Here is a 25,539-nt window from a genome sequence, read left to right as displayed (position 1 = left end):
CCGCTGCGGCGCGAGGTGCCTGTATTCCGCACGACATCTGACGACTACGAGGGGGACCGAAATGATGAAGCAGTGGTGGGCCCGGCGACGGGCGGCGGCGCGTATGCGGGCCGAGGCGGGCATGGCCACCGTCGAGTACGCGATGGGGACGCTGGTGGGATGTGCCTTCGCGGCGGTGCTGTACAAGGTGGTGACCAGCGGGGCCGTCCGCAGTGCGCTGCAATCGGTGATCGGACGGGCTCTCGATGGGCCGTTCTGAGGCATCGCCCACGGCGGGGCGGCCGGCCGGGCGGGCTCGTGCGCGCGCGGCCCGCACCCGGTCCGACCGGGGATTCGTCACCGCGGAGACGGCCGTCACGCTGCCGGTGCTGGTCCTGTTCGCCCTGATGCTGATCTGGGGCCTGATGGCCGCGTCCGCGCAGCTGAGTTGCGTGGACGCGGCCCGGGCCGGGGCTCGGGCGGCGGCGAGGTCGGAGCCTCGGGACGCCGCGATGGACGCGGCCCGGGCGGCCGCGCCGCGTGGCGCGCGGGTCGAGCTGTGGCGGGACGGAGACCTGGTGCGGGTGCGGGTCCGGACCCATGCGGTCGGCCCCGGCCCGCTGGCGCTCCGGCTGCACGCGGAGGCGGTCGCCCTCGCCGAGGACACGGTAGGAGCGGTCGACGCGGGTCGGGGGAGGGTCCGGTGAGGCGATCCGTGTGCGGGGCGGCTGAGGGCCCCACGAGGCGTTCGCCGCGCTGGGTGGGGGACGGTCCCGAGAAGTGCGCCTGGCGGGGCGGGAGACGTCCTGGTGAGGCGCGACCGGGGCGGGGCGGCAGACGGGCCTCTGAGGCGTTCGCGGCGCTGGGTGGGGGACGGTCCCGTGGGGATTGGCGCGCGGGGCGGGGGCGGCCCTCTGAGGGCCGTGCGCGGGGCGGTAGATGGCCCTGCGAGACGGGTCCCGCGCGGGACCCGGGCGGCCCCGTGAGGCGATCGGTCCGCGGGGCGGGCGATCGTGGGTCGGCGACGGTGTGGGCGGCGCTCGCTGCGACGGCGCTGTGCGCGGTGTTCGCGGTCGTGCTGACGGCAGGGCAGGTCATGGTGGCGCGCCACCGGGCCGGTGGGGCCGCCGACCTGGCGGCGCTCGCTGCGGCGGACCACGGCCTGGAGGGGCCCGGTGCGGCGTGCCGCCTCGCCCGGCGGGTGGCGTCCGCTCAGGGCGCGCGCGTGGTGCGGTGCGCCCTGAGCGGTGAGATCGCGGATCTCACGGCGGAGGTGCGGGCCGGGCCGTTCGCCCTCCGGGTCCGGTCGCGGGCGGGCCCCGCCGACACGCCCGGGTCCGTGCCCGGACATGGCGGGCATCCGGGGGAGCGGGCCGCGCGGGCCCCGGCAGCGGGTGGCGGGGGCCGGTCAGTCGGTGGCGGGCGGCTGGTCCGGGGCCTTGGCCAGGAGCGTCGTCAGCAGGCGGATGGCGGCCCTCTTGTCGAGCGGATCGTTCCCGTTGCCGCACTTCGGGGACTGGATGCAGGACGGGCAGCCCGCCTCGCACTCGCAGGCCGCGATCGCCTCGCGGGTGGCCGTCAGCCAGCGGGCGGCCGTGTGGAAGGCGCGCTCGGCGAAGCCCGCCCCGCCGGGGTGGCCGTCGTACACGAAGACGGTCGGCAGCAGCGTGTCGGGGTGCAGGGGGACCGACACCCCGCCGATGTCCCAGCGGTCGCAGGTCGCGAAGAGCGGCAGCATGCCGATGGAGGCGTGCTCGGCGGCGTGCAGGGCGCCGCCGAGGGCCTGGGGGTGGACCCGGGCGTCGTCCAGCTGGTCCTCGGTCACCGTCCACCACACGGCCCGGGTGCGCAGGGTGCGGGGCGGGAGGTCGAGCTTGGTCTCGCCCAGCACCTCACCGGTGATCAGCTTGCGGCGCAGGAAGGAGACGACCTGGTTGGTGACCTCGACGGAGCCGAAGCACAGCCGCGCGTCCCCCCACGGGATCTCGGTGGTGGTCTCCAGGATGGAGATCGCGGTGGTGTCGCGGGCGGTGGTCGAGTACGGCGGACTGGCCTCCTCCACCAGCGCGACCGAGTCCTCCAGGTCGAGTTGCCGGACGAGATAGCTCCGGCCCTGGTGGAGGTGGACGGCGCCCTCGTGGACGGCGGTGTGGGCGGCCGAGGCGTCCACGGTGCCCAGCAGCCGCCCGGTCGCCGCCTCCACGACCTGGACCGGGCTGCCGCCTTCCCCGCGGATGTCGGTGAGGTCGGCGGCGCGCTCGCGGCGGGTCCAGTGCCAGGCGGTCGCGCGGCGGCGCAGCAGTTTGCGCTGCTCCAGCTGCGGCAGCAGCTCCTCGGTGGCGGGGCCGAAGAGATCCAGGTCCGCCTCGGTGAGGGGCAGCTCGGCGGCGGCCGCGCACAGGTGCGGCGCGAGGACGTACGGGTTGTCGGGGTCCAGGACGGTGGACTCGACGGGCTGCCGGAAGAGGGCGTCCGGGTGGTGGACGAGATAGGTGTCCAGCGGGTCGTCCCGGGCGACCAGGATCGCGAGGGCCCCCTGCCCGGTGCGTCCGGCCCGCCCCGCCTGCTGCCACAGGGAGGCGCGGGTGCCGGGATAGCCGGCCAGGACGACGGCGTCCAGACCGGCGATGTCCATGCCGAGTTCGAGGGCGGTGGTGGCGGCGAGGCCGAGGAGGTCACCGGAGTGCAGGGCCCGCTCCAGGGCGCGGCGCTCCTCGGGAAGATATCCACCTCGGTAGGCGGCCACCCGGTCGGGCAGGGACCGGTCGACATCCGCCAGCCGCTCCTGGGCGATCAGGGCGATCAGCTCGGCGCCGCGCCGGGAGCGCACGAAGGTGACGGTGCGGACGCCCTGGACGGCCAGGTCGGTGAGCAGGTCCGCGGACTCGGCGGTGGCCGTGCGGCGGACGGGGGCGCCCTGCTCGCCGTGCAGCTCGGTCAGCGGCGGCTCCCACAGGGCGAAGACCACCTCGCCGCGGGGCGAGGAGTCCTCGGTGATCGCCGCGACCGGCACCCCGGTCAGCCGGGTCGCCGCCACGGCCGGGTCGGCGGAGGTGGCCGAGGCGAGCAGGAAGACGGGCGAGGAGCCGTAGCGGGCGCAGACCCGCCGGAGCCTGCGCAGCACCTGGGCGACATGGGAGCCGAAGACGCCTCGGTAGGTGTGGCACTCGTCGATGACGACATAGCGCAGCGCGCGCAGGAAGGAGGACCATCTGGGGTGGCCCGGCAGGATGCCCCGGTGGAGCATGTCGGGGTTGGTGAGCACGTAGTTCGCGTACTGGCGGACCCACTCGCGCTCCTCCACCGGCGTGTCGCCGTCGTACACCGCCGCCCGCACCCCGGTGCCCAGCGGGGCGGTGAGGTCGGCCACCGCGCGGCGCTGGTCGGCGGCGAGCGCCTTGGTGGGCGAGAGGTACAGGGCGGTCGTGCCCCGCCCGCTGGGCTCCTCCGAGCCGTCCAGCAGGGTGCTGAGCACGGGGGCGAGGTAGGCCAGGGACTTGCCGGAGGCAGTGCCGGTGGCCACGACCACCGATTCCCCGCGCAGAACGTGGGCGGCCGTGCGCGCCTGGTGGGCCCACGGGCGCTCGATTCCGGCGGCCCGGACGGCGTCGATGACTTCCGGCCGGATCGGCGACGGCCAGTCGGCATGGCTGCCGAGACGCGGGGGCAAGTGCTCCGTATGAGTGATGCGCGCGCCTCGGCCCGCTCCGGTGCCGAGCCGGTCGAGAACGGCCCGGGGCGAGGGGCGTATGCCCGCCTGCCGCGGGAGTTGGTTGTGGGCCATCGACACCGAGTGTGTCACCGGTCTGACGGACAATGGGCTCAAGGCGTCGTGCACGCCTGCTGGTAAGTGATTGAATGCCATCGCGGCTGCCGATCCATGGGGGGCGACCGCTCGATGCAAGGTGCTGGAGGATCCGTGGACCTGTCCCTGTCGACTCGGACCGTTGGCGACCGCACGGTCGTCGAGGTCGGTGGCGAGATTGATGTATATACCGCGCCCAAGCTGCGCGAGCAGCTGGTCGAGCTTGTCAACGACGGTAGCTACCACCTGGTCGTCGACATGGAGGGCGTCGACTTTCTCGACTCCACCGGGCTCGGCGTGCTCGTCGGCGGGCTCAAGCGCGTACGTGCCCATGAGGGCTCACTGCGTCTGGTGTGCAACCAGGAGCGCATTCTCAAGATCTTCCGTATCACCGGCCTGACCAAGGTGTTCCCCATTCACACCTCGGTCGAGGACGCTGTCGCGGCGACTGACTGACCAGTCGCCGCGGGAAGACCAACAAGGGGGTTCCGGGCGGTTTCGCCCGGCCCCCTGATCTGCACGCCCATACGCCCGAGGGGGATGGCATGGCCACCGTCGAACTCCGCTTCAGCGCGCTTCCCGAGCACGTCAGGACCGCCCGGCTGGTCGCGGCTGCCGTGGCGCGCAGGGCGGGGGTGGACGAGGCCGTGCTCGACGAGGTGCGGCTCGCGGTAGGCGAGGCCTGTACCCGTGCGGTGGGGCTGCACCTGAGCAACGGGGTGGACGCCCCGGTTCGGGTGGCGCTCACCGAGGAGGAGAAGAAGTTCTCCATCGAGGTCGGCGATGAGTCCCCGACCTCGGCGGGGCACACTCCCGGCTCCCATCCGGACGTGGACGGCGACGGCGCGGCCGAGGCCGAGAGCGAGGACGAGATGGGCCTCGCGGTCATCAGCGGGCTCGTCGACGACGTCGAGGTGACGACCAGCGAGACCGGCGGTGTGATCCGCATGAGCTGGCCGGCCTCGCCCCAGTCGCTCGTGCCGTAACGATCCGCCTCCATTCCGCTCAATCTGCCGTGACCTCCGGGTCGGCCGTCCCTGTGACGGCCGGCCCGGTCGTCGTTCCGGGGCGTCGCTCCTGCCGTCGTTCCGTTCGTCCTTCCGAGTGGCCGGAAAGCCGCTCTGAACAGCACTTTTCATAGTGCACTGAGATCGTTTATGGAGATCATTCCACACCCGTCAGGGAATTGTTGACCTTCGTCCTTCCGGAGGAATTTCCTGGCCCAAACCTATTGATCTTCGCTGGTGCAGGCGAATTCCCATTCCGGCGCCCTGTTTTGATCGTGTGACGCTACTTACAATCCGTCCACATCTTGAGCTCAGGACGCCTGAGCGTGGCGGCTCTTCTGCGGTCGCAGAACTGCTGCGCGCCCATGTGCCAAACGTCAAGGAGGACGAATGGCGGGGCCTCTCACCCCTCATCAGCTGGATCTCACCACGACCCTGGCCGCCGCAGAGCTGACCGACGGCAACCGTGTGATCGTGATGGTGATCGCCGCGGTCGCGATCGCGGCGCTCGCTGTCGCCGTGGTGCTGGTACGACAAGTGCTCGCGGCCGGCGAGGGCACGGACAGTATGAAGAAGATCGCCGAGGCCGTTCAGGAAGGTGCGAATGCCTATCTGGCCCGGCAGCTGCGGACCCTCGGCGGATTCGCCGTGGTCGTGTTCTTCCTGCTCCTGTTGTTGCCGGCGGATGACTGGGCGCAGCGCATCGGGCGGTCGGCGTTCTTTCTGATCGGCGCGGGATTCTCGGCGGCCACCGGCTATATCGGGATGTGGCTCGCGGTGCGCAGCAATGTGCGCGTCGCCGCCGCGGCCCGGGAAGCGACCCCCGAGGGACCCGCCACCCCGGTCAACGGAGATTCCGCTTCGTCCGCTCCCGGGAAGCCGGGAGTGGATCTGACGGCCGTCTCGCACAAGGCGATGAAGATCGCATTCCGCACCGGCGGCGTGGTCGGCATGTTCACCGTGGGCCTCGGCCTGCTGGGCGCCTCCTGTGTGGTGCTCGTGTACGCGGCCGACGCGCCCAAGGTGCTGGAGGGCTTCGGCCTCGGTGCCGCGCTGATCGCCATGTTCATGAGGGTCGGCGGCGGCATCTTCACCAAGGCCGCCGACGTCGGTGCCGACCTGGTCGGCAAGGTCGAGCAGGGAATCCCCGAGGACGACCCGCGCAACGCCGCGACCATCGCGGACAACGTGGGCGACAACGTCGGCGACTGCGCGGGCATGGCCGCCGACCTGTTCGAGTCGTACGCCGTGACCCTGGTCGCCGCGCTGATCCTCGGCAAGGCGGCCTTCGGCGACGCGGGCCTCGCCTTCCCCCTGCTCGTCCCGGCCATCGGCGTGCTCACGGCCATGATCGGGATCTTCGCCGTGGCCCCGCGCCGCTCCGACCGCAGCGGGATGACGGCCATCAACCGCGGCTTCTTCATCTCCGCGGTGATCTCGATGGCGCTGGTGGCGGCCGCGGTCTTCGCCTATCTGCCGTCCAGCTACGCCGACCTCGACGGTGTCACCAACCGCGAGATCCTCGGCCACAGCGGTGATCCGCGCGTCCTCGCGCTGGTCGCCGTCGCCATCGGCATCGTGCTCGCCGCGCTCATCCAGCAGCTCACGGGCTACTTCACCGAGACCACCCGGCGTCCCGTGCGGGACATCGGCAAGACCTCGCTGACCGGCCCGGCCACCGTGGTGCTCTCCGGCATCTCGGTGGGGCTGGAGTCCGCCGTCTACTCGGCGGTGCTGATCGGGCTCAGCGTCTACGGCGCGTTCCTGCTCGGCGGCACCTCGATCATGCTGGCGCTGTTCGCGGTCGCGCTCGCCGGGACCGGTCTGCTCACCACCGTCGGCGTCATCGTCGCGATGGACACCTTCGGCCCGGTCTCCGACAACGCGCAGGGCATCGCCGAGATGTCCGGCGATGTCGAGGGCGCGGGCGCCCAGGTGCTCACCGACCTCGACGCGGTCGGCAACACCACCAAGGCGATCACCAAGGGCATCGCCATCGCGACGGCGGTGCTCGCCGCGGCGGCGCTCTTCGGCTCGTACCGCGACGCCATCGCGGAGGCCGTCTCCGATGTGCACATCTCCGCGACCGGGCAGATGAACCTCAGCCTGGACATCTCGCAGCCCAACAACCTGGTCGGGCTCGTGCTCGGCGCCGCCGTCGTCTTCCTCTTCTCGGGGCTGGCGATCAACGCGGTGTCGCGGTCGGCCGGTGCGGTGGTCTTCGAGGTGCGGCGGCAGTTCCGGGAGAAGCCCGGGATCATGAACTACACCGAGAAGCCGGAGTACGGGCGCGTCGTCGACATCTGCACCAAGGACGCGCTGCGCGAGCTGGCCACCCCCGGTCTGCTGGCGGTCCTGGCGCCGATCGCCGTCGGCTTCGCCTTCGGGGTCGGCGCGCTCGGTTCGTTCCTGGCCGGGGCGATCGGCACCGGCACCCTGATGGCGGTCTTCCTCGCGAACTCCGGAGGCGCCTGGGACAACGCGAAGAAGCTGGTGGAGGACGGGCACCACGGCGGCAAGGGCAGCGAGGCCCACGCCGCGACGGTGATCGGCGACACGGTCGGCGACCCGTTCAAGGACACCGCGGGTCCCGCGATCAACCCGCTGCTGAAGGTCATGAACCTGGTGGCGCTGCTGATCGCCCCGGCGGTCGTGAAGTTCAGTTACGGCGACAACGCGAGCCCGGGGCTCCGGGCGGTGATCGCCGCGCTGGCCGTCGCGATCATCGTTGGCGCCGTCTACGTCTCCAAGCGGCGCGGAATCGCCGTGGGTGAGGAAGACAACTCCGAACGCGTCGCGAAGTCGGCCGACGCGGCGGTGGTGTCCTGACCCGGGAGCGGTCAGGGGGCCGTATGAGCCCCCGCGGCATGCGGGCGGACGGTGTGCGAGAGCACGCCGTCCGCCCGCAGCCGTGTCCGGCCTTCCGCCGGTCTGGCCGCCGGTCTGTCTCCTGGTTGCCGCGGAGAACACGATGAGGCGGATGGCACACCGAGCTTGGTTCAAATGGCTTTAAAAGTATCCATACAGGATGCTCGGCAGACGGTCGGAGCGGCTTGGCCGTGTATGTTCCGGGGCCGAGAGCCATGGAAGGGACCAATCCGGTGAACAAGAAGCTTGTGGCACTGTCCGGCGGTGCGGCACTCGTACTGGCGCTGAGCGGCTGCGGCGGCGGCGATGATGGCGACAAGAAGGTCAACGACTGGGCCAAATCGGTCTGTGACGAGGTGCAGCCGCAGCTGAAAAAGATTCAGGGCGCCAACGCCTCCATCCAGGCGGCGTCCGACGAGCAGGACACCAAGAAGCTCCAGCAGACGGACTCCAAGGCGTTCCAGCAGATCTCCGAGTCCTACACGGCGCTCGCCAAGGCGGTGCAGAAGGCGGGCGCCCCGCCCGTCGACAACGGCGAGCAGACCCAGAAGCAGGCCGTCAAGGAGCTGAACGCCACATCCGGGGCGTACAACGACCTGAAGACGACCGTCGACAAGCTCGAGACCTCGGACAAGTCCAAGTTCGCCGAAGGCCTCAAGGGCGTCGCCGACGACCTCGACAAGCTCAGCACGTCGGGTGACAACGCCCTGAAGCAGCTCCAGGAGGGCAAGGTCGGCACCGCGATGTCGAAGCAGCCCGGCTGCCAGAAGCCGAAGACGGGCGCCACCAGCCCCACGTAGGCCAGCCCGCGGAGGCCAGCCACGTAGGCCAGCCCTACGGAGGGCAGCCACGGAGGCCAGTTCCACGGAGGCGAGAAGGCCTGGCCGCACGCCCCTGTTGTCGAGTTGCCGAGTTATCCACAGGGTGGCTTGTCCACAGGCCGCCGCCCGTCGTCGCCGACGGTCGGCGGTTGCCCCGACAATGGGGGCGTGAGTACGCACCAGCCCTCGTCCCGCCTCCCGATCCCCGACCCCGAGCGCACCGCCCGCCTGCGCGAAGCACTGCTGGCCGCCTCGTTCACCGCTGACGGCCTGCTGGATCTGCTCGGCGCGTCCGCCTACGCCGCCCTGGCCCGCGGCGAGACCGTCCCCGCGCTGCGCGCGGCCCGGGGCGGCAGCCCGCTGGAAATCCTGGTGCGGCTCTTTCTGCTGCAGCGCTCGGTCCCCCACGAACGGGCGGCCGAGGCCCTGCCGGTGCCCGACTGCCTCACCGACGGCTGGCTCGTGCCGGACGGCTCCGAGGTGCGCGCGAGCGTGGATGTGCGCCCCTACGGCGGCCCCGAGGGCCAGGACTGGTGGATCGTCTCCGACCTCGGCTGCGCGGTCGGCGGCGCCGCGGGCATCGGCGGACCCGGCGGCGCCCGTGGGGCCGAGGAGCGCGCGCGGCTCGTCCTCGGCGTCGGCGGCGCGTCCACCACGCTGGCCGGGCTCACCATCCGTACGCCCGTCAAGCGCGCCCTCGACCTCGGCACCGGCTCCGGCATCCAGGCGCTGCACGCGAGCCGCCACGCCGCCCGTGTCACCGCCACCGACCCCAATCCGCGCGCCCTCGACATGGCCCGGCTCACCCTCGCCCTGTCCGGGGCGCCGGAGCCGGATCTGCGCGAGGGGTCGCTCTTCGAGCCGGTCGGCGGCGAGACGTACGACCTGATCGTGTCCAACCCGCCGTTCGTGATCTCGCCCCGCTCGGCCGAGGACGACCGGCTGGTCTACCGGGACGGCGGCATGGCCGGGGACGATCTGTGCCGCACCCTCGTCCAGCAGTCGGCGGAGCATCTCGGCGACGGCGGCTGGTGCCAGCTGCTCGCCAACTGGCAGCACGTCCAGGGGGAGGACTGGCGCGAGCGGCTGGCCTCCTGGGTGCCGCCCGGCTGCGACGCCTGGATCGTGCAGCGCGAGGTGCAGGACGTCGCGCAGTACGCCGAGCTGTGGCTGCGGGACGCGGGCGAGCACCTCGCCGGGCCCGAGGCGTACGCGGCGCGCTACGACGCCTGGCTGGACGAGTTCGAGGCGAGCAGGACCACGGCCATCGGCTTCGGCTGGATCACACTGCGCAAGTCCGGCGCCGACCGGCCGTCGGTGACGGTGGAGGAGTGGCCACATCCGGTCGAGCAGCCGCTGGGGGAGGCCGTGGCGGCCCACTTCGACCGGCAGGACTTCCTGCGCGCGCACGATGACGCGGCGCTGCTGACGGCCCGCTTCCGGCTCGCCGACGAGGTCGTCCAGGAGCAGGTCGGGCTGCCCGGCATGGAGGACCCCGAGCACGTGGTGCTCCGGCAGAACCGGGGCATGCGGCGCGCGACCAAGGTCGACACGGTGAGCGCGGGGTTCGCGGGGGTGTGCGACGGCACGCTGAGCGCGGGCCGGATCCTGGACGCGATCGCCCAGCTGCTCGGGGAAGACCCGGTGGTGCTGCGCGACCGCACCCCGGAGTCCATCCGGCTCCTGGTCGAACAGGGCTTTCTGCAGCCGGTGGCCGACGAGGTTCCGTAGCACACGCGGGGCGTACGCCGGGGGCGTGGGGCGCGCGCCCCCTTGCCCCCGCCTGGCGGGAAGCCGCCGCCCGGGTGGTGAACGCGTCCGGAAAGGGCGGTCGCGCACCGTTCACCCGGGGTTCGTCCGGACGCCTCCGGCGCGTGTCACGCTCCGGTCATGGAGAGCGGACCTGCGATCTTCGCCGGAACGGCATTCGTGTTGTTCGGCGCGGCCCTGCTGCTGTGGACAGCGGTGCGGCTGCGGCTGCGCGCGCCGGTCGCCGACGGTGTGAGTCCCGTCGCTTCCGCGACCCTCTCCCTTCTCTTCGCCGCCGCCTCCCTGGGCGGCGGGATCTGGTGCCTCGGTTACGCCTGACAGGGCGCCTTCCGCGAGGCTTGTGCCGGTCCGGGCGGCAGACAGGACGCTTGTCGGGTTACCGTTCGAGTGGCGTTGCGGGCTTTTTCCGTTTGACACGGGGGCGGGATGTACCGTCACACTCCGCAGCGTCACCGTAGAGGGCCGTGTACGCGTTACCCGCGCTGCAGCGCCCGTTCACCGAGCGTCGACCGGAGAGAAGAGCGAAGTTGTCCCCGACCACCAGCGAGACCGCACAGGGCGGCCGCCGACTCGTTATCGTCGAGTCGCCTGCCAAGGCGAAGACGATCAAGGGCTACCTGGGCCCGGGCTACGTGGTCGAGGCGAGCGTCGGGCACATCCGGGACCTGCCGAACGGTGCGGCCGAGGTACCTGACAAGTACACCGGCGAGGTCCGTCGGCTCGGTGTGGACGTCGAGCGGGACTTCCAGCCCATCTACGTGGTGAACGCGGACAAGAAGAGCCAGGTCAAGAAGCTCAAGGAGCTGCTCGCCGAGTCCGACGAACTCTTCCTCGCCACCGATGAGGACCGGGAGGGCGAGGCCATCGCCTGGCACCTCCAGGAGGTCCTCAAGCCCAAGGTCCCGGTCCGCCGGATGGTCTTCCACGAGATCACCAAGGACGCGATCCGCGAGGCCGTCGCCAATCCGCGTGAGCTGAACAAGCGCCTGGTCGACGCCCAGGAGACGCGCCGCATCCTCGACCGCCTCTACGGCTACGAGGTCTCGCCGGTCCTGTGGAAGAAGGTCATGCGGGGGCTGTCCGCGGGCCGCGTCCAGTCGGTGGCCACCCGGCTCGTCGTCGAGCGCGAGCGCGAGCGCATCGCCTTCCGCTCCGCCGAGTACTGGGACCTGACCGGCACCTTCGCCACCGGCCGCGCCGGTGACGTCAGCGATCCGGGCACCTTCGGCGCCCGGCTGTCCGCAGTCGACGGCCGCCGGGTCGCCCAGGGCCGCGACTTCACCTCGCTCGGTGTCCTCAAGGACGGGTCGAACGTCCTCCACCTGGACGAGGCGGACGCCCGCGCCCTGGCCGCCGCCCTCGCGGACACCGCCTTCTCGGTGCGGTCCGTCGAGTCCAAGCCGTACCGCCGCTCGCCGTACGCCCCGTTCCGTACGACGACGCTGCAGCAGGAGGCCAGCCGCAAGCTCGGCTTCGGCGCCAAGGCCACCATGCAGGTCGCGCAGAAGCTGTATGAGAACGGCTACATCACCTATATGCGCACCGACTCCACCATCCTCTCGGACACGGCGGTGGCGGCGGCCCGGGCGCAGGTCACGCAGCTGTACGGCGCCGACTACCTGCCGGACAAGCCGCGGACGTACGCGGGCAAGGTGAAGAACGCGCAGGAGGCGCACGAGGCCATCCGCCCTTCGGGTGATCGTTTCCGCACCCCGGCGGAGACCGGTCTCACCGGTGACCAGTTCCGGCTCTACGAGCTGATCTGGAAGCGGACCGTCGCCTCCCAGATGAAGGACGCGGTCGGCAACTCCGTCACCGTCAAGATCGGCGGCCGGGCGAGCGACGGCCGGGACGCGGAATTCTCCGCCTCCGGTAAGACGATCACCTTCCACGGCTTCATGAAGGCCTACGTGGAGGGCGCCGACGACCCGAACGCCGAGCTGGACGACCGCGAGCGCCGTCTGCCGCAGGTCTCCGAGGGCGACCGGCTCACCGCGGAGGAGATCACCGCCGACGGCCACGCCACCAAGGCCCCGGCCCGCTACACCGAGGCGTCGCTGGTCAAGGAGCTGGAAGAGCGCGAGATCGGCCGTCCGTCGACGTACGCCACGATCCTCGGCACCATCCTCGACCGCGGCTATGTGTTCAAGAAGGGCACCGCGCTGGTGCCGTCCTTCCTGAGCTTCGCCGTGGTCAACCTGCTGGAGAAGCACTTCGGCCGACTGGTCGACTACGACTTCACCGCGAAGATGGAGGACGACCTCGACCGCATCGCTCGCGGCGAGGCCCAGGCCGTGCCGTGGCTCAAGCGGTTCTACTTCGGTGAGGGCGCGGAGGGCGCCGACGGCGGCGACGCGGGCGCGAACGCCGCGGCCGAGGCCGGAAACGGCGACGGCGACCACCTCGGCGGTCTGAAGGAGCTGGTCACCGACCTGGGCGCGATCGACGCCCGGGAGATCTCGTCCTTCCCCGTGGGCGACGGGATCATGCTGCGCGTCGGCCGCTACGGCCCGTACGTCGAGCGCCCGTCCCAGACCGAGGGCGAGACCGGCCACCGCGCCGACGTCCCCGACGAGCTGCCGCCGGACGAGCTGACCGTGGCGTTCGCGGAGGAGCTGCTCGCCAAGCCGAGCGGCGACTTCGAGCTGGGCACCGACCCGCACAGCGGGCGCCCGATCATCGCCAAGGACGGCCGCTACGGTCCGTACGTCACCGAGGTGCTGCCCGACGGCACCCCGAAGACCGGCAAGAACGCGGTCAAGCCGCGCACCGCCTCGCTCTTCAAGTCGATGTCCCTGGACACGGTGACCCTGGAGGACGCGCTCAAGCTGATGTCGCTGCCGCGCGTGGTCGGCACCGACCCCGAGGGCACCGAGATCACCGCGCAGAACGGCCGCTACGGCCCGTATCTGAAGAAGGGCACCGACTCGCGCTCGCTGGAGAGCGAGGAGCAGCTCTTCACCATCACGGTCGACGAGGCGCTGGCGATCTACGCGCAGCCCAAGCAGCGCGGCCGGGCCGCCGCCAAGCCGCCGCTGAAGGAGCTGGGCACCGACCCGGTCAGCGAGAAGCCGGTCGTGGTCAAGGACGGCCGCTTCGGCCCGTACGTCACGGACGGCGAGACCAACGCGACGCTGCGCCGGGACGACGACGTCGAGACGATCACGGCCGAGCGCGGCTATGAGCTGCTGGCGGAGAAGCGCGCCAAGGGCCCGGCCAAGAAGACCGCCAAGAAGGCGGCGGCGAAGAAGGCCCCGGCCAAGAAGACGGCGGCGAAGAAGACCACCACCGCGAAGAAGACGGCCACCAAGACGGCCGCCAAGAAGACCGCGGCGAAGAAGACCACGACCGCGGCGAAGAAGGCCCCGGCCAAGAAGACGGCCGCGAAGAAGACCACCGCGACCAAGACGGCCACGGCCGGGAAAACGGCGGCCAAGGCGGAGTAAACGCCTGGTCGCGGCCATGTCATCCGCGTGCCCCCGCCCGTTTGTTCGGCCGGGGGGACGTGGATTCACGTGATCCGGATAGGCTGGCGGGATGACGCGAGAGCAGCCTACGGACGTGACCCCCACTTCCGGCGCCCTTGCCGCGGACTCCCGCGAGCGTGCCGTCCGAGCCCTCCTGCGCTATCCGCCGCTACGACGGCTCTGGAGCGCCCAACTCGTCGGCGGTACCGCGGACGCGCTGGCCGTGCTGGTGCTCGTACTGCTGTCGCTCCAGGCCGCGGTGGCCGCCGGCTCCTTCGGCGGAGGATATCGAGGGGCGGCGCTGGCGGTCGCGGCCGTGCTGGGCATGCGGCTCCTGGCGACCCTGCTGTTCGGCGCGGCCCTCCTCGGCCCGCTCTCCGCGCTCATCGGTCCGTCCGGCCCGCTGGACCGCCGCTGGACCATGATCGGCGCGGATGGGCTGCGGCTCGTCCTGCTGCTCATCGCACCGCTGTGGATCGACTGGACGCCCGACGACGCCATCGCCTGGCTGCTCATCACGACCTTCGTCGTGGGTGTCGCCGAACGCTTCTGGACCATCGCCAAGGACGACGCGGCCCCCGCGCTGCTCCCCGCGCCGCCCGTCGAGGGTGCAGCCGTACGTCCGCTGCCGGACCACATGGACGCGCTGCGGCGGCTCTCGCTGCGGACGAACTTCCTCAGCGTGCCGCTGGCCGCCGCCGGGCTTCTCGTTGTCATGCTCATCGGCAGGCTGCTGGGGACGGGCGTCAGCTGGTTCCACGCCCATCAGGCCGCGCTCGGCTCGTACGTCGGCGCCGGGCTGTTCGCGGCGTCCATCTCGGTCCTCTACTTCGTGGAGCTGCCCGGCGCGCAGACGCCCCGTACGCGCTCCCCGCTCGAAGGACTGCGCCGTCCGCGCGCCGCCTCCGGCACCGGTGCCGACAAGGGCCGTACCGGCGCGGCGCCGCTGCTGATCCTCGCCTGCGCCGGAGTGGCGGCCGCGATCGCCGCGGCCGTCGGCGTCGCCGCGCTGCAGGCCGTGGACCTGGGCGGCGGCCCGGTCGGCTTCTCGCTGCTCGTCCTCGTGCTCAGCGGCGGCCCGGCGATCGGCATCCGCTCGGCGCCCAAGGTGCTCCCGGGGCTCTCGCGGCGCCGCCTGCTCGCCCTGTCGGTCGCGCTGACCGGTCTCGCGCTGCTCGCGGCGGGCCTGGTGCACGACGCGACGACCGTCCTGATGATCGCGCTGCTCGCCGGTCTGTCGGCCGGTGTCGCGGCGAACACCGGCCACTCCCTCCTGGACCAGGAGCTGGAGGAGTCGCGCCGTCACCGGATGACCGAGCACTTGCACGCCGTCGTCCGCGTCGCGGTCGGGCTCGGCGCGGTCGTCGCCCCGCTGCTCGCCGCCGTGATCGGACCGCACCGGCTCGGCAGCGGCGACTTCGTGTTCGCCCACGGCGGCGCGGCCTTCACGCTCATGCTCGTCGGCGCGCTGCTGCTGCCCATCGCCGCGCTGGTCCTCGGCCGCACCGACGACCGGCAGGGCGTCCCGCTCCGCCGCGACCTGCGCGAGGCGCTGCTGCGCGGCGGGGGCGCGGACGAGGCCCCGGCCGAGACCGGCTTCTTCATCGCCGTCGAGGGCGGTGACGGCGCGGGCAAGTCCACGCAGGTCGAGGCGCTGGCCGAATGGGTCAGGGCCAAGGGTCACGAGGTGGTGGTCACCCGCGAGCCGGGCGCGACCGCCATCGGCAAGCGGCTGCGCTCGATCCTGCTCGACGTCTCGTCGGCGGGGATCTCGCACCGCGCGGAGGCGCTGCTGTACGCGGCGGACCGCGCCGAACACGTCGACTCGGTGGTCCGTCCCGCCCTGGAGCGCGGCGCGGTCGTCATCTCCGACCGCTACATCGACTCGTCCGTCGCCTACCAGGGCGCGGGCCGCGACCTCGCCGCGACCGAGATCGCCCGCATCTCCCGCTGGGCGACCGACGGCCTGGTGCCGCATCTGACGGTGCTGCTGGACGTCTCCCCGGAGACCGCACGCGAGCGCTTCACCGAGGCCCCGGACCGGCTGGAGTCCGAGCCCGCCGAGTTCCACCAGCGGGTGCGCTCCGGGTTCCTCGCCCTCGCCGCCGCCGACCCGGCCCGCTACCTGGTGGTGGACGCCGGGCAGGTGCCGGAGGCGGTCACCACGGTCGTACGCCGCCGCCTGGACCAGATGCTGCCGCTGTCGGAGGCGGAGCTGAAGGCCCAGGAGGAGGCCCGGAAGGCGGCGGAGGAAGAGGCGCGCCGCAAGGCCGAGGAGGAGGCCGCCCGCAAGGCGGAGGAGGAGCGGCTGGAGCGCGAGCGCCAGGAGGCGCTGGCCAAGGCGCGCGCCGAGGAGGAGGAGCGCAAGCGCCGCGAGCTGGAGGAGGCGCGGCAGCGCGAGGCCGAGCGGCAGGCGGAGGAGGCCAGCAAGCGAGCCGAGGACGCGCGCCGCCGGGCCGAGGAGGACCGCAAGCGCATCGAGGCCGAGGACCGCGCCCGCGCCGCCGAGCAGGAGCGGCTGCGCCTCAAGGCGGAGGCGCAGGCCCAGGAGCGGGCCGAGGCTGCGGCGCGCCGCCAGGAGGAGCAGCGCAAGATGGAGGAGGCGCTGCTGCGGTCGGAGCAGGCGCGGATGGCGGCGGACGCCCCGACGTTGGAGACGGAGCTGCCGAAGGTGCCGGAGGCGCCGGAGCCGTCCGATGCGCCGGAGACGCGGGAGTCGGCGGGTGCGCCGGAGCCGGCCGATGTGGCGGAGACGGTGCGTACGCCGCGCTTTGACCCGCGGACGGCCCGTGATCCCCGTGAGCGTGACGCGGACGGGCCGGGCGCGGACGGGCCGGGCGTTGACGAGACGGCCGTACTCCCGCCCGTGCGCCCCCAGCGGGATCCGGACGCCGACGAGACCACGGTCCTGCCTCAGCCGCAGGCGCCGTCCTCCGCGACCGACGAGACGGCTGTCCTGCCGCCCGTACGGGACGAGCGTCGTCCCGCACAGGAGGAGCGGCCCGCCGATCCGGCCGACCGGGTTCCGCCGTGGATGTTCCGCAAGGAGCAGCAGGAGCAGGGCCAGACCCAGGACCAGGCGCAGGAGAGCGACCGTACGCGGGAGCTGCCGCAGTACGACCAGCACCAGCCGCAGGGCCAGGGCCAGGGTCAGGGCCAGGACCAGTCGCGCCGTCGGCGCCCGCGTCCGGATTGGGCGGAGGAGACCCCGCTGGACGACCTCCCGACGCTCGCCGACGAACTCCTCGGTGACCGCGACGACGAGGGCGGCGGCGGTCGGCGTCGCCGCTGACCGCCTCGCGGCGTTGTCGGTGGGGTGCCCCACAATGGGACGCGTTGGGCACGAACGGCGGAGGCAGCCATGGCGGTATGGGACGACCTGGTCGGACAGGACCGAGTAGCGGCCCAGCTGACCGCTGCCGCGGGCGACGCGGACGCGCTGGTCACTGCTGGTAAGTCGGCCGAGCCCGTCTCCGAGCCCATGGCGTCCTCGAAGATGACGCACGCCTGGCTGTTCACCGGCCCGCCCGGTTCCGGCCGGGCCACCGCCGCCCGCGCCTTCGCCGCCGCGCTGCAGTGCGTGAGCCCTGACCGGGCGCTCGGCGGCGCCCCCGGCTGCGGCTTCTGCGACGGCTGCCACACCGCGCTGGTCGGTACGCACGCCGATGTGGAGGTGGTGCGTACGGACATGCTCACCATCGGCGTCAAGGAGACCCGCGAACTCGTCCGCCGCGCCCAGCTCTCCCCCGCGAGCGGCCGGTGGCAGGTGATCGTCATGGAGGACGCCGACCGGCTCACCGAGGGCGCGGGCAACGTGCTGCTGAAGGCCGTCGAGGAGCCCGCGCCGCGCACCGTATGGCTGCTGTGCGCGCCCTCCCTGGAGGACGTGTTGCCCACCATCCGCTCCCGCTGCCGCCTCCTGACCCTCCGTACGCCCCCGGTGGACGCCGTCGCGGACATCCTCGTCCGCCGTGACGGCATCGACCCCGAGCTGGCCGCCTCCGCCGCCCGCGCCACCCAGGGGCACATCGGCCGCGCGCGTCGCCTGGCCACCGACGAGCGGGCCCGGACCCGCCGCAAGGCGGTGCTGAAGCTCCCGCTGCGCGTCGACGACGTGGGCGGTTGCCTCAAGGGGGCGCAGGAGCTGGTCGACGCGGCGGCCGAGGACGCCAAGCAGGTCGCGGAGGAGGTCGACGCCAAGGAGACCGAGGAGCTGCGCGCCGCGCTCGGCGCCGCCGCCGGTACGGGCGGGCGGCTGCCGCGCGGCACGGCCGGGGCCATGAAAGACCTGCAGGACCGCCAGAAGCGCCGCGCGACGCGCACCCAGCGCGACACCCTCGACCTGGCCCTGACCGAGCTGACGGGCTTCTACCGGGACGTGCTGGCCCTCCAGCTCGGCTCCCAGGTCGCGCTCGCCAACACCGACGTACGGGACGCCCTGGAGCGGGTGGCCTCGGGCTCGAAGCCGGAGCGGACGCTGCGCAGGATCGAGGCGATCTCGGCCTGTCGCGAGGCGCTGGACCGCAATGTGGCGCCGCTGCTGGCGGTGGAGGCGATGACCATGGCACTGCGCGCGGGCTGAGCGCCCGGCGGGGCCCTGGCGCCGAGCCCGGCGGGGCCTTGGGGCGCGTGCCCTTCCCTGTGCGCCCTCAGCCGTGCGTCCCGTGCGTCCCGTGCGTCCTCACCCGTACGAGTGAGGACGCGGGCGATGGAGCGTAGCCGGACGGATACCCTCCGTATCGCCGTCGACTTCTCGGCGGCACCCGCGACCCGAGGGACCCGCCGATGGCCACCAGCCGCAGCAGCACGCTCACCACCATCGGCGTCGCCGTCGCAGGCGCCGCTCTGCTGTTCTCCGGCTGCTCCGCCGGAGCCCCGGCGCCGGAGGCCGCCGCCTCCATGCCGAAAACCGTCCCCGCCGCCCTCAAGCCCTACTACGAACAGACCCTGAGCTGGCACAAGTGCCCCGGCGGCGCGGGCTTCGACTGCGCCACGCTCAAGGCCCCGCTCGACTACGCCCGGCCCGGCACCGGCCACGACGTGAAGCTGGAGGTCTCCCGGAAGAAGGCCACCCGCCCCGCCCGCCGCATCGGCTCGCTCCAGGTGAACCCCGGCGGCCCCGGCGGCTCCGCGATCGGCTATCTGCAGAGCTTCGCGGCGATCGGCTACCCGTCGGCGGTCCGCTCGCGGTACGACCTGGTCGCCATGGACCCGCGCGGCGTGGCCGGGAGCGAACCCGTCACCTGCCTGAGCAACCGGCAGATGGACGCCTTCACCCGGACCGACCAGACCCCCGACGACGCCGCCGAAACCCGCCGCCTCGTCGCCGCGTACAAGAAGTTCGCGCGCGGCTGCGCCGAACGCTCCGGCCGAGTCCTCCGCCATGTCTCGACCGTCGAGGCGGCGCGCGACATGGATCTGCTGCGCGCGGCCCTCGGCGACCGCAGACTCGCCTACGTCGGCGCCTCCTACGGCACCTTCCTCGGCGCCACCTACGCCGACCTCTACCCGGCCCGCGTCGGCCGCCTCGTCCTCGACGGCGCCCTCGACCCCACGCTGACCTCCCGGCGCATGAACCGCGACCAGACCGCCGGTTTCGAAACCGCCTTCACCGCCTTCGCCCGGGACTGCCTCCGCCGCTCCGGCTGCCCCCTCGGCACCGGCTCCGTGGCGGGCGCCCGCAAGCAGCTCAGCGCCCTCTTCCGCCGCATCGACTCCCACCCGGTCCCCACCGGCGGCTCCCGTGCCCTGACCGAATCCCTCGCCACCATCGGCGTGATCACCGCGATGTACGACGAGGGCGCCTGGCCCCAACTGCGCACCGCCCTCCGCGCGGCCCGGCGCGGCGACGGCGAGGGCCTGCTGAACCTCGCCGACCTCTACTACGAACGCGACACCGACGGCCGTTACGCCAACCTCATGTACGCCAACCCCGCCGTCAACTGCCTCGACCTGCCACCCGCCTTCCGCACCCCCGCCGACGTCCGCACGTCCCTCCCCGCCTTCGAGAAGGCGTCCCCCGTCTTCGGCAGGTCCCTGGCCTGGTCCGCCCTGAACTGCGGCTACTGGCCCGTCCCCGCGACCGGCCGCCCCCACCGCCTCCGCGCCAAGGGCGCCGCCCCGATCGTCGTCGTCGGCACCACCCGCGACCCCGCCACCCCGTACCGCTGGGCCCGCGCCCTCGCCTCCCAGCTCACCTCCGCCACCCTCCTCACCTACGACGGCGACGGCCACACCGCCTACGCCCGAGGCAGCCGCTGCGTCGACACCGCGATCAACACCTACCTCCTCACCGGCCGCACCCCCACCCACCGCCGCTGCACCTGACCGCCCGGCGGAACCCACGCAAAAAGCCCAGGTCACACGATGTGTGTGACCTGGGCTTCAGGTGAGCCGCCTAAGGGAATCGAACCCTTGACCTACGCATTACGAGTGCGTCGCTCTGGCCGACTGAGCTAAGGCGGCATGCTGGTGCCTGATCGGCAGCAGCAGCTTCGCCAAGTCTACACAGTCTCGGGGGGTGCTCCGTACGAGGTTCCGGGGCGACGGAGTTCGGTTCAGCCGCCTCCTCCGCCACCGCCTCCGCCGCCCCCTCCGCCGCAGGATGAGCTTCCGCCGCAGGAGGAGCCGCCGCCGCAGGAGGAGTCTCCGCCTCCGCCGGTCCACCAGCTGCCGGAGCCGCGCTTGCGGCGGTTGCCGTTCAGGGGGGTGTCCCTTGATTCGGATTTGGCCGCTTTGGTGAAGAATGTGGCGATCGTTATGAAGGTCGCGACGACCATCAACACGCTGAACAGGGGGCCCATCTGGCTCTCACCTTCCTTAGCTGATCACCGTCGTAGACGAGTTGGGGAAGGCCGGTGGTTCGTCGCGGGGTGGTGGTCTTTGCGGGGGAGGCCCAACGGGGCGGCTGTCTACGTCAGTTGGGGGCTGAAGTGCGCAGGTCGTCCGCGGAGCGTCGTCATCGCTCCAGGAAAATGGGCATGGGGGTGTGAATGATGGGTAGGCGGGTCCTCGTTCAGCTGAAACAAGCCGAAGGGCAGGGAGGGCGAAGTGAACGGCACGGCAACCGTGGATTCGTCGGAGCTGACGGCGGGGGAGGCTGAGCGGACGTGCGCGGTGGTGGGCCTGCCGGCCGTAGCGGACCCGACCAAGGTGACGCCACAGGACGCTCGAGCGCTGACCAAGGTCTTCCTTGACCGTCTGACCGAGTTGGAAGAGGGGACGCACGACTATCAGTACGTGCGCAACACCCTGATCGAGCTGAATCTCTCGCTGGTGCGGTACGCCGCCCGGCGGTTCCGGAATCGCTCGGTGGAGATGGAAGACGTCGTTCAGGTCGGGACGATCGGGCTGATCAAGGCGATCGACCGGTTCGACCTGAGCCGCGAGGTGGAGTTCACGACCTTCGCCGTTCCGTACATCGTCGGTGAGATCAAGCGGTTCTTCCGTGACACCAGCTGGGCGGTGCATGTGCCGCGTCGGCTGCAGGAGTTGCGGATCGATCTGGCCAAGGCGAACGAGGAGCTGTTCCAGCGGTTCGACCGGTCGCCGACGACGACTGAGTTGGCCGAGCATCTGGAGCTGAGCGAGGAGGAGGTCCTCGACGGGCTGGTGGCCAGCAATGGCTACAGCACCTCGTCGCTGGACGCGCCCGCTGATCCCGAGACCGGTACGACCCGCGTCACCACGTACGCGGACCGGATCGGTGAGGTCGACCCGGCCATGGAGGTCGTGGAGAACCTGCACGCTCTCAAGCCGCTGGTGGAGCAGCTCGGTGAACGGGACCGGCGCATCCTCCAGATGCGGTTCGGCGAGGAGATGACCCAGTCCGAGATCGGCGCGGAGCTGGGTGTCTCGCAGATGCATGTGTCGCGGCTGCTCACGAAGGCGCTGACGCGGCTGCGGCGTGGGATGTTGGCCGACTAGGGCGCTGGTCGCTCTAGGGGCATATGAGTGGGGCCCGACCGGGAATCCGGTCGGGCCCCACTCTTTTTGTGGTGTGCTACCAGCGATACCAGCGGCCACGGCGGCCGCCCGTCGTGGGACGGACGATGAAGCCGAGCAGCCAGACCGCGAGAACGATCACGGCGATCCACCACAGTGCCTTCAGGGCGAACCCGGCACCGAAGAGAAGGAGCGCGAGGAGCAGTACCACGAGAAGGGGGACCATGATTATCAACCTCCGCCGCCCGAGTACCCCTGCCCTCCGCGCACACGCCTGATCATTTCGGTCAGTTGTCGAACGCCGCCGCGAGGCGCAGCCTGGAGGGGTAGAGGGTGGCGGCCAGGGCAGGCAGAGGGTGATGGTCATGATCCAGCCGGCTGATATCCGTGAGTGGCGCGACCGCGATGTCGTGGACGACGAGGGGCGCAAGATCGGCGCGTTGGAGTCGGTCTATGTGTCCACGTCCACCGACGAGCCGCAGATGGCGACGGTACGGACCGGGGCGCCCATGCGGCACCGCCTGGTTTTCGTCCCCGTGGACGACGCGATCGTGGGGCCGGGCTATGTGAAGGTGTCGTACGCGCGGTCGCTGGTGAAGAAGGCGCCGTCGCTCGGTGTGGACGATGTGCTGCCCGCCGAGGAGGAGGGCGCGATCTTCCAGTATTACGGCAAGGCGTACCAGGCGAGCGCGGGCGAACGGCGGCTCGCCCGCCGCTGACGCTCGCCCCCTACCGGCCGGGGAGGTGTCGCGCGGTGGCTCTCTTCCTCTTCTTCGTGATCGTGGCGATGGTGCTCGGGCTCATCGGCACGGTGGTGCACGGGCTGGGGTATCTGCTGGTCGTCGGGGTGGCGGTGTTCGTGGCCGACCTGATCTTCCTGGCCGTGCACGGGGCGCGGCGGGCGCGGCACCGGTCGCTGCGATGAGCGCGGGGCGGGCTGCCGTTCCGTTCGGCGGCCATGCGTTCCCGTACGCCCCCGGCACGCTGCGGCTCTCCGGCGGTGCGGCGGGGGCCGATGGGGTGGTGCTGGAGCACTACCGGCTGTGGAAGCGGTACTTCGTACGGCCGCGTGGCGATGGCATGTACGCGGTGTACGCCCCCGATGCCGCGTATCCGTACGTCGCCGAGGCGCAGGGGTACGGGATGGTGATCAGCGCGCTGATGGCGGGCGCGGACCCCGAGGCCCGGGAGGTTTTCGACGGGATCCTCCGGTATGTCCTCGCGCATCCGTCCGCCGGTCATCCCGGTCTGCACGCCGCCCAGCAGGATGGGGCGGGCCGGGACGTCGGAGGGGCCAATTCCGCGACCGACGGTGACCTGGACATCGCGTACGGGCTGCTGCTCGCGGACCGGCAGTGGGGCGACGGTGACAGTGACGGCGACGGCGACGCCGACGGCTACCGAGCGCTGGCGATACGGCGCATCGACGCCATCCGGGAGGCGGGGCTGCCCGTGGCGGGCGGGCCGATCAAGCTGGGCGACTGGTCCTCGGGCCACTTCGACGAGGTCTCCCGCACCTCGGACTGGATGCCCGGCCACTTCAGGGCGTTCCACGCGGCGACGGGGGATCCGCGGTGGGGCGCGGTGCTGGACACGCATCTGTCGCTGGCCGGGGACCTGCAGCGGCGGTACGCGCCGGACACGGGGCTGCTGCCGGACTTCGTGGTGGACGCGGGAAGCGATCCGAAGCCCGCGCCGGGGCGGGTGCTGGAGAGCGAGCACGACGGTGACCTGCACTGGAACGCCTGCCGCGATCCCTGGCGGCTCGGTACGGACGCGGCGGTGAGCGGCGACGCGCGGTCCCGGGCGGCGGCCACCCGGATGGGGCGCTGGATGCGCGCGGCGACGCACGGCGACCCGGGCCGCATCCGGTGCGGATACCGGCTGGACGGCGCGGCGTACGGGGAGGGCGCGGCGGGCGCGTTCGTCGCGCCGTTCGCGGTGGCGGCGCTGGTGGGCGGCGGCGGGCAGGAGTGGCTGGACGCGCTGTGGGCGTGGATGGCGGCGTCCCCGCCGGACCCGGGCCGCTACTACTCGGCGAGCGTGCAGCTGCAGGTGATGCTGATGGCCAGCCACAACTGGTGGCCCCCGTAGGCCGGGTCCCTGGGTGCCCCGGCTTCCCCGGAGTGCCCCGGCTTCCCGGGGGTGGAATCGGACGGCGGTGGGCGGGGGTTTCCGTGGGGTGAGGACGCACAGGGGACGACGGAGCGGTGGCGCGGAGGCCTGCCGGTGCGGTGGCGCGGGCGCGGGCGTGGACGAGTGCCGGTGCCGGTACCCGTGCGGGGGCGCGGGCGAGGGTCGGTGCGGTGGCGCTCGCGGGGGCGTGGACGAGTGCCGGTGCGCGGGCGCGGGGGTGCGGTGGGCCATGGCGCGGGCGCTGGTACGTCGGCGGGAGGCGCTGGACCCGGGGGCGCTGGCCCGGCTGCGGCGCTTCGGCGAGGCGCTGTCGCGTGGTGATCAGCCGTCCTGAGCGTCGGCCTATGCGGCGTACCGGCCATCCTGGCTGGGGCGGCCCTGGAGGTCGCCGTCCGGGCGTCGGGGGCCCGGGTATCGGCCGTTGGGCGTTGCTCGGCGGGCGTGTCGGCGGTCCTGGGCATGGGCGCGCCGGGGTGCCAGGGTCCCGGGTGTTGGCCGTCCTAGCGTGGGGGCGCTTGGGGCGCGGCGGTGCGGCGGTGCGGCGGGTCATGGCGCGGGCGGTATGTCGGCGGGAGGCGGTGGCCCCCTGGGGTGTTGGCCCGGTTGCGGCGCTTCCGGGAGGCGCTGTCGCGGGGTGATCAGCCGTCCTGAGCGTGGGGGCCTGAGCTGGGTATTCGGCCGTCCTGGCCGTGGACTGTCCGGGAGGTCGGCCGCCCGGGCGTTGGGAGTCCCGGGTATTACGGGTTCCGGGCGTTGGCGGTCTCCGATATCGGCCGTCAGAACGCTCGGCGGCTTCGGGGCGTCGACCGCGGGGCGCAGTGTGTCGGTGGGCTTGGGCGTCGGGGTTCCGGAGGCCGCCGTTTTGGGCGTAGGCGGGCTCGGGTGACGGGGCCCGGGGCGTGCCTCGGGAGTCAGATCTCCTGGGTCACCGCTTCGCACAGTTCCGTCAGGGCTGTGCGGGCTGGGCCGGTGGGGAGGGAGGTGAGCGCCTTGCGGGCCGCGGCGCATTGGCGGTGTACCTCGTGGCGGGCCTCCGCCAGGGCCGGGGCTGTCGGGTCGCCGGAGAGGAGGACCGGGAGGGTGGGGGCGCCGTGGACCGGGGAGCGCAGTTCGGCGGCCAGGTGGCGGGCCACGCCCAGGCGTTCGCCGTACACCGCGAGCGCGTCCGCGATCTCCTCGGGGGCGCCGGAGGTCAGCGCGCCGAGGCGGCCGGAGGCGGCGGTGAGGGCGCCGCTGCGGGCGGCCAGGGTGCGCAGGTGGTGGGCGACGGGGTCGTGGCCGTCGCGGGGGCCGGTCGTCTCCAGGATCTGGCCGGTGACCAGGCAGGTGAACGCGTCGGCCTGGAGCCGTACGGCCCTCGGTCCGAGACCGGCCAGGAGCCCTGAGGCCCGGGCGAAGAGGAAGTCGCCGATGAGCACGGCGACCGAGGCGTTCGTCTCGTGCCGTACGTCGTCGTGGTAGTGCGTCGCCAGATGGGTCAGCTCGACGACGACCGCCGCGGGCACCACGCCCGGCGCGTCCGGGTCGCCGAACCGGGCGGCCAGCAGCACCAGCAGTGGCCGTAACCGGCGGCCGCCCGGGCGCGCCAGATGCCGTGCGGCCTCGGCCATGAACGGCATGTCGCTGCGCGTCGCCTCCACGAGGGCGTCCTCGACCGCCGCCAGCGCGGCCCGCAGGTCCGGTTCCCGCGTGGGGTTCCGGAGCGTGTGGTTTCCGGCGACGGTCACTCGGGGGTCCTCTCG

19 protein-coding genes, 1 tRNA gene and 1 pseudogene are annotated in these 25,539 nt (G+C 72.4%); 17 read left to right on the top strand and 4 right to left on the bottom strand.

All coding sequences use genetic code 11. The features are described from left to right. Positions 1-61 precede the first annotated feature (61 nt). The 3 genes and pseudogenes from ACWC5C_RS07855 to ACWC5C_RS07845 form a co-directional block, all read left to right on the top strand. Positions 62-259, top strand: coding sequence for a DUF4244 domain-containing protein (locus tag ACWC5C_RS07855; protein WP_450874580.1), 198 nt, complete (start codon positions 62-64; stop codon positions 257-259). Continuing rightward, a complete protein-coding gene (locus tag ACWC5C_RS07850) occupies positions 246-686 on the top strand; it encodes a TadE family type IV pilus minor pilin (protein WP_450874579.1) in 441 nt (146 codons plus the stop codon). Before ACWC5C_RS07855 ends, ACWC5C_RS07850 begins: the two co-directional genes overlap by 14 nt. Then, a pseudogene (locus ACWC5C_RS07845) lies at positions 683-1,240 on the top strand (Rv3654c family TadE-like protein); the annotation flags it as partial. The gene ACWC5C_RS07850 and the pseudogene ACWC5C_RS07845, both read left to right, overlap by 4 nt. A 147-nt stretch (positions 1,241-1,387) precedes the next feature. On the opposite strand, the gene ACWC5C_RS07840 reads toward ACWC5C_RS07845, so the two are convergent. Further along, a complete protein-coding gene (locus tag ACWC5C_RS07840; RefSeq protein ID WP_450874578.1) occupies positions 1,388-3,844 on the bottom strand; it encodes a DEAD/DEAH box helicase in 2,457 nt (818 codons plus the stop codon). A gap of 54 nt (positions 3,845-3,898) precedes the next feature. Between ACWC5C_RS07840 and bldG the strand changes: the two genes are divergently transcribed. From bldG to ACWC5C_RS07790, 10 genes are all read left to right on the top strand, one after another. Continuing rightward, positions 3,899-4,240, top strand: a complete 342-nt coding sequence (gene bldG, locus ACWC5C_RS07835) for an anti-sigma factor antagonist BldG (protein WP_009716787.1) — start codon at positions 3,899-3,901, stop codon at positions 4,238-4,240. An 89-nt stretch (positions 4,241-4,329) separates the two neighbouring features. Then, the gene (locus ACWC5C_RS07830; RefSeq protein ID WP_450874577.1) at positions 4,330-4,770 is read left to right on the top strand and encodes an ATP-binding protein; all 441 of its coding nucleotides are present in this window, start codon (positions 4,330-4,332) and stop codon (positions 4,768-4,770) included. Positions 4,771-5,181: 411 nt separating this feature from the next. After that, entirely contained in the window at positions 5,182-7,620 is a 2,439-nt protein-coding gene (locus ACWC5C_RS07825; RefSeq protein WP_450874576.1) for a sodium-translocating pyrophosphatase, read from the top strand. Between the two features lie 272 nt (positions 7,621-7,892). Continuing rightward, complete coding sequence (locus ACWC5C_RS07820) at positions 7,893-8,459, top strand: small secreted protein (protein ID WP_450874575.1); 567 nt, start codon at positions 7,893-7,895, stop codon at positions 8,457-8,459. Between the two features lie 189 nt (positions 8,460-8,648). Further along, positions 8,649-10,211: a DUF7059 domain-containing protein gene (locus ACWC5C_RS07815; RefSeq protein ID WP_450874574.1), complete on the top strand. Its 1,563-nt coding sequence runs from the start codon at positions 8,649-8,651 to the stop codon at positions 10,209-10,211. A 159-nt stretch (positions 10,212-10,370) separates the two neighbouring features. Further along, positions 10,371-10,568 carry a hypothetical protein gene (locus ACWC5C_RS07810; protein WP_385436268.1) on the top strand — a complete coding sequence of 66 codons (198 nt, stop codon included), beginning with the start codon at positions 10,371-10,373 and terminating at the stop codon, positions 10,566-10,568. 209 nt (positions 10,569-10,777) lie between these two features. Next, positions 10,778-13,696 (top strand): type I DNA topoisomerase, encoded by a 2,919-nt coding sequence (gene topA, locus ACWC5C_RS07805; RefSeq protein ID WP_450874573.1) that lies wholly within the window; start codon positions 10,778-10,780, stop codon positions 13,694-13,696. A gap of 91 nt (positions 13,697-13,787) precedes the next feature. After that, complete coding sequence (tmk, locus tag ACWC5C_RS07800) at positions 13,788-17,009, top strand: dTMP kinase (RefSeq protein WP_450874572.1); 3,222 nt, start codon at positions 13,788-13,790, stop codon at positions 17,007-17,009. Between the two features lie 69 nt (positions 17,010-17,078). Beyond that, complete coding sequence (locus ACWC5C_RS07795; RefSeq protein ID WP_450874571.1) at positions 17,079-18,299, top strand: DNA polymerase III subunit delta'; 1,221 nt, start codon at positions 17,079-17,081, stop codon at positions 18,297-18,299. A gap of 203 nt (positions 18,300-18,502) precedes the next feature. Next, positions 18,503-20,044: an alpha/beta hydrolase gene (locus tag ACWC5C_RS07790; RefSeq protein ID WP_450874570.1), complete on the top strand. Its 1,542-nt coding sequence runs from the start codon at positions 18,503-18,505 to the stop codon at positions 20,042-20,044. Positions 20,045-20,108: 64 nt separating this feature from the next. Here the strand turns inward: ACWC5C_RS07790 and ACWC5C_RS07785 are convergent. Next, a tRNA-Thr gene (locus ACWC5C_RS07785) sits at positions 20,109-20,182 on the bottom strand. 585 nt (positions 20,183-20,767) lie between these two features. Here ACWC5C_RS07785 and ACWC5C_RS07780 point away from each other — a divergent pair. After that, positions 20,768-21,643, top strand: coding sequence for an RNA polymerase sigma factor SigF (locus tag ACWC5C_RS07780; RefSeq protein ID WP_450874569.1), 876 nt, complete (start codon positions 20,768-20,770; stop codon positions 21,641-21,643). Between the two features lie 76 nt (positions 21,644-21,719). On the opposite strand, the gene ACWC5C_RS07775 is transcribed toward ACWC5C_RS07780, so the two are convergent. Beyond that, positions 21,720-21,887 carry a hypothetical protein gene (locus ACWC5C_RS07775; RefSeq protein WP_009716824.1) on the bottom strand — a complete coding sequence of 56 codons (168 nt, stop codon included), beginning with the start codon at positions 21,885-21,887 and terminating at the stop codon, positions 21,720-21,722. Between the two features lie 139 nt (positions 21,888-22,026). Here ACWC5C_RS07775 and ACWC5C_RS07770 point away from each other — a divergent pair, with 139 nt between their 5' ends. From ACWC5C_RS07770 to ACWC5C_RS07760, 3 genes are read left to right on the top strand one after another with little or no spacing between them, the layout of a single operon-like run. Continuing rightward, positions 22,027-22,380 (top strand): PRC-barrel domain-containing protein, encoded by a 354-nt coding sequence (locus ACWC5C_RS07770; protein WP_450874568.1) that lies wholly within the window; start codon positions 22,027-22,029, stop codon positions 22,378-22,380. 35 nt (positions 22,381-22,415) lie between these two features. Next, positions 22,416-22,586, top strand: a complete 171-nt coding sequence (locus tag ACWC5C_RS07765; protein WP_450874567.1) for a hypothetical protein — start codon at positions 22,416-22,418, stop codon at positions 22,584-22,586. Continuing rightward, positions 22,583-23,755, top strand: a complete 1,173-nt coding sequence (locus tag ACWC5C_RS07760) for a glycosyl hydrolase family 8 (RefSeq protein WP_450874566.1) — start codon at positions 22,583-22,585, stop codon at positions 23,753-23,755. Before ACWC5C_RS07765 ends, ACWC5C_RS07760 begins: the two co-directional genes overlap by 4 nt. 953 nt (positions 23,756-24,708) lie before the next feature. Here ACWC5C_RS07760 and ACWC5C_RS07755 read toward each other — a convergent pair. Then, the gene (locus ACWC5C_RS07755; protein ID WP_450874565.1) at positions 24,709-25,524 is read right to left on the bottom strand and encodes a polyprenyl synthetase family protein; all 816 of its coding nucleotides are present in this window, start codon (positions 25,522-25,524) and stop codon (positions 24,709-24,711) included. Positions 25,525-25,539 lie beyond the last annotated feature (15 nt).

The sequence above is a fragment of the Streptomyces sp. NPDC001700 genome, assembly GCF_053596435.1.
The sequence above is the reverse complement of the archived record's forward strand: the minus strand, read 5'-3'. Positions and strand labels throughout refer to the sequence as shown.